Here is a 4,441-nt window from a genome sequence, read left to right as displayed (position 1 = left end):
GCTGTTGAGCTTTATCAACTTGATGGTGGGGTTGCTGGTGCCACTGCTGGCCATTCTGCTCATTGGCCTGATGGCCCGCATCGCCGTGGTGAGGCCTCTGGTTGCGTTTGGAGAAGACAGCCTGATTCGCATCCCCCTGGCCGGAACGGTCTACAAAACCCTCAAGCAGCTTCTGGAGACCCTGCTCAGGGACAATGCAAGCCGGTTTCGCCGGGTGGTGCTGGTGGAATATCCCAGGGAAGGCATCTTTGCCATCGCCTTCGTGACGGGTCCGGCCGGTCAGTCCCTGCGGCCCCTCTTCCCCGAACCCATGCTCAATATTTTCATCCCCACCTCCCCCAATCCCACCACCGGCTGGTACGCACTGGTGGCCGAGAAGGATGTGAAGACCCTTGACATACCGGTGGATATGGCCTTCCGCACCATCATCTCGGCCGGCATTCTCAGCCCGGACCAGAAGCCTTCCCCGTCTTCCGAGGGCCTGTACCCACAGGGGCAAACCATCTCCTATTCCCCGTCGGGCGGGGCCTGACGCCATGGCGCAATCAAGCCGTTCCCTGGCTCGTGAGCTGGCTCTTCTCATCCTGGGGCAGATCAGCGACAAGGCAACCGCCCATGATCTGACGCTGGAGGATCTGCTGCTTGCCGCCCTTGCCGCCCTCCATGGCCACATGCGCGACGCCCTGGAGCGCTCCGCCCAGGATCTGCACACGGCCCAACAGCATGGGTTGGAGAGTGAACTGGAGTCCCTGGAGCTGAGTACGGCAAGGGACAACCTGCGGCTGGGATTGGAGAAGGCCGAGCAGGTGATCAACCGACTCTCTGCCGTGCTGGATCTGCCGCGGTTGCTGCTGGCGGCTGACCAGGAGCAGGTGCGGAGCCGTTGCCTGGTGTTGGCGGCAGCCGTGAAGGATCATCGCGCCACCCTGGACCGACAACTGGATGACGTGATGGAAGGCTGGCGCCTGGCCCGGCTTCCCCAGGTGGACCGCAACATTCTGCGCCTGGCGGCGGCGGAGTTGATGGTGTTGGATACCCCGGTGGCCGTGGTCTGCAACGAGGCCGTTGCCCTTGCCAACACCTACAGCGACATGGAAGGACGACGGCGCATCAACGGCATCCTGCGCCGCCTGACCGTGGCCCGGTTGTCCCCCTCTGGAGTCTGAGGTCATGGTGTTTGACTGGTTTAGACGTCGTCAGGTGAACAGGACCCCTGAGGATCCCCAACCCCCGGAGGCTCAATCTCCGGAGGCGCCGCCAGCCAGTCCGGCGGCTGAGGATCCCCAACCCCCGTTGGGCGCCGCCGGGGAACCGATGGACGGGAGCGCCGGAACGCTCTCCAGCGACGGGGGCGCGTCCCTGGCGCCGCCGGAGCCGTCCCCGGGCCAGTCGCCTCCTGTTGGCTCACCAGCAGCGGAGCCGTCCGACCCCACCGCATCCGTCCAGCGGAGCGCCCCCTCGCCATCCGGAGCCGCGCCCGGGGCAGCATCACAGGACACCCTGGCGTGGGCCAAGGCGGCCTATGCCCGCCTGAAGGCTGAACAGGCGGCCAAAGCTGCTGCCGCCCCAGCCGCCGCCCCACCGGTGGCCGAGGCGCCGTCTCCGCCGTCATCCCCACCCCGCCAACAGGGATCCGCTGTTCCAGAGGACACGGCAACCTCCCCTGAACCGTTCTCCCCGCCGCCGTCTTCGCCCCCATCGGAAACGGGCGCGGAAGCAGGGATGGGCCTCCTGGCCAGGGCGGTCTCCCAGCGGGAGCAACGGCAGACGGTGCTGGATGCACAGGCCATTGGCGCCGAGGCGCCCCGCCGGCCCGATGGGGACGAAGCGCCTGAGTCCGACCTGGGCAGCTTTGACGAGGAGTTCACCTGGTCGGCCGAAGTGCTTGCTGCCCAGGGCCGGCAGGTCAAGGACGTGTCCCTGGAGGAAATCCACTGGCTGGGCCGCCTGCGGCAGGGCATGGAGAAAACCCGTCGCGGTTTCGTCACGCAACTGCTCAACAGCCTGGGAGACGATCCCCTCACCCCTGAAATCGTGGACGACCTGGAGGCGGTGTTGCTCCAGGCCGACGTGGGGGTCGAGGCCACCGATGCGGTGCTGGCCGCCCTGCGTCGCCGGGTCAACGAGGAGGTGGTGCCCCCCACCGAAGGTCTCCGCCTGCTGAAGGATCAACTGCGGCAGCAGTTGGAGCGGCCCATTCGCGCCACAGGTTGCGACCTGCTGGCCCCCCAGCGGCAGCGGCTCAACGTCTGGCTGCTGGTGGGAGTCAACGGGGTGGGCAAGACCACGACCCTGGGCAAACTGGCCAACCTGGCGGTGCGCAGTGGCTATCGTTGCATGGTGGCCGCCGCCGATACCTTTCGGGCGGCGGCGGTGGAACAGGTGAGCATCTGGGCGGAACGCAGCCGGGTGGAGGTGATCGCCAATCCTTCCGCCAATGCGGATCCGGCGGCCGTGGTGTTTGACGCCATTGGCGCAGCCCAGGCCAAAGCCGTGGAGTTGTTGCTGGTGGATACTGCCGGCCGCCTGCAGACCAAACACAACCTGATGGAGGAGTTGGCCAAGATTCGCGCCATCATTGATCGCAAGGCCCCTGATGCAGTGGTTGAGTCCCTGCTGGTGCTGGACGCCAGCCAGGGGCAGAACGGTTTGCGTCAGGCCTTGGCGTTTGCCCAGGCCGCTCAACTCACGGGCGTGGTGATGACCAAGCTGGACGGCAGCGCCAAGGGGGGCGTTGCTCTGGCTGTGGCCAGTGAGGCCAACCTCCCCATCCGCTTTATCGGCGCCGGGGAAGGTCTCCGGGATCTGCGCCCCTTCAACGGCTTCGAGTTCGTTGAAGCCCTGATGGCCAGCGCCCGCTGAGGGCGGCGCGCCAATGGCGGCGCTGGTTCAGGGATCAACCCAGCGGCCATCCTCCTTGATCAGGGCAATGAGAGCTTCCACCCCTTCGGACTCCGGCACCTTGCGGATTTCTTCACGGCCCCGGTAGAGACAAATGATCCCCGGCCCCTTACCCACATAGCCGTAGTCTGCATCGGCCATCTCGCCCGGGCCGTTGACGATGCAGCCCATCACGGCAATGTCCAATCCGGTCAAATGGCCTGTGGCGGCCCGCACCTGCTTCAGCACCTCCTCCAGGTTGAACAGGGTGCGTCCACAGCTTGGGCACGCCACGTACTCCACCATGGTTTTCCGCAACCCGAGGGCCTGGAGAATGGAGAAGCCCACGGGGATTTCCCGCTCCGGCGCTTCCGTGAGGGACACGCGGATGGTATCCCCCAGGCCTTCCGCCAACAAGGTGGCGATGCCGGCAGTGCTTTTGATGCGCCCGTAGTCTCCATCCCCCGCCTCCGTCACCCCCAGATGGAGGGGATAGTTGAATCCCTCCGCATCCATGGCATCCGCCACCAGCCGGTAGGCCGCCAACATCACCGCCGCCCGGGACGCTTTCATGGACACCACGATGTTGTGGAAATCCATCTCGCCACAGATGCGGATGAACTCCATGGCGGACTCCGCCATGCCCTGGGGCGTGTCTCCATGGGTGAATACCATGCGCTCCGCCAGGGATCCATGGTTCACACCGATGCGCAGGGCCTTGTTCTGTTCCTTCAGCAGTTCCACCAGGGGGCCGAAGGTGGCGCGGATCCGTTGCCCGGCCGCTGCAAATTCCGCGGCGCTGAAGCTTTGCCGGTCGGGATCGGGTCTGTCAAACACGAACAGGCCGGGGTTAATGCGCACCTTGTCCACGTGTTGGGCCACGGCCAGGGCAATGTTGATGCCGTTGTGGTGGACGTCGGCCACCAGGGGCGCCATGCAACCCTGGTCCCGTAACTGCTGACGGATGTGCCCCATGGCCTTGGCATGAGACAGGGAAGGGACCGTGACCCGCACGATCTCACAACCCGCATCGGCGAGGCGACGGATCCCCGCCACCGCCGCCGGGATGTCCATGGTGTCTTCGTTAATCATGGACTGCACCACCACCGGGTGATTGCTGCCGATGGGCACATGGCCCACCATCACCGTGCGGGTGGGCCGCCGCCGGATGCGGGTGTCGTAGCGCAGCAAACCGCTGTCCACCTTGAGGGTGCCATGGCTGGTCTCCACCTGGGTGGACAGTCCGGGAAGGGTGGCGGTCATGGGATGGCAAGACTACAGCCATTGGAGAGATTACAGCGGCATGGCGCCTGCCGCCGCCGCGCCGCCCTCCCCCAAGCTCAAGGCGCCGCCAATACGGGTAGGGGGCCAGTCAGCCGCGTCACAGATTACAAAGGCCGGATTGCCCCGGCGCTCCACCACCTCACAGGCGACGCCAGCCTGGTGAAACCCCTTCTGCGCCGTAGCCAGCAGTTGGGCCACGGCAGCTTCCGCGGCCATGGCGGGATTGCCGGGATCAACCACCGACGCCAGCGCCAGACGGCTGTTATGGGCCTGGACC

General features: G+C 65.9%; 5 protein-coding genes. 3 read left to right on the top strand and 2 right to left on the bottom strand.

The genetic code is table 11. The annotated features are described in order from the left end of the window. The 3 genes from BG35_RS0106865 to ftsY all read left to right on the top strand — a co-directional run. Positions 1–532 (top strand): DUF502 domain-containing protein (locus tag BG35_RS0106865; RefSeq protein WP_025782253.1); only part of this gene is annotated, 532 nt, incomplete at its 5' end. A gap of 4 nt (positions 533–536) precedes the next feature. Beyond that, positions 537–1,166, top strand: a complete 630-nt coding sequence (gene nusB / locus BG35_RS0106860) for a transcription antitermination factor NusB (RefSeq protein WP_025782252.1) — start codon at positions 537–539, stop codon at positions 1,164–1,166. A 4-nt stretch (positions 1,167–1,170) separates the two neighbouring features. Continuing rightward, a complete protein-coding gene (ftsY, locus tag BG35_RS0106855) occupies positions 1,171–2,862 on the top strand; it encodes a signal recognition particle-docking protein FtsY (protein ID WP_025782251.1) in 1,692 nt (563 codons plus the stop codon). A 27-nt stretch (positions 2,863–2,889) separates the two neighbouring features. Here ftsY and ispG read toward each other — a convergent pair whose 3' ends face one another. Next, on the bottom strand, positions 2,890–4,143 hold the full coding sequence (gene ispG / locus BG35_RS0106850; RefSeq protein WP_025782250.1) for a (E)-4-hydroxy-3-methylbut-2-enyl-diphosphate synthase: 1,254 nt from the start codon (positions 4,141–4,143) through the stop codon (positions 2,890–2,892). Between the two features lie 30 nt (positions 4,144–4,173). After that, the coding region (locus BG35_RS13100) for a hypothetical protein (protein WP_025782249.1) at positions 4,174–4,441 on the bottom strand (268 nt) is incomplete at its 5' end.

Origin of the sequence: Candidatus Synechococcus spongiarum SH4, from assembly GCF_000586015.1 — a bacterium.
Lineage (GTDB): Bacteria > Cyanobacteriota > Cyanobacteriia > PCC-6307 > Cyanobiaceae > Synechococcus_B > Synechococcus_B spongiarum_F.
This window is presented reverse-complemented; position numbering and strand designations above follow the sequence as displayed.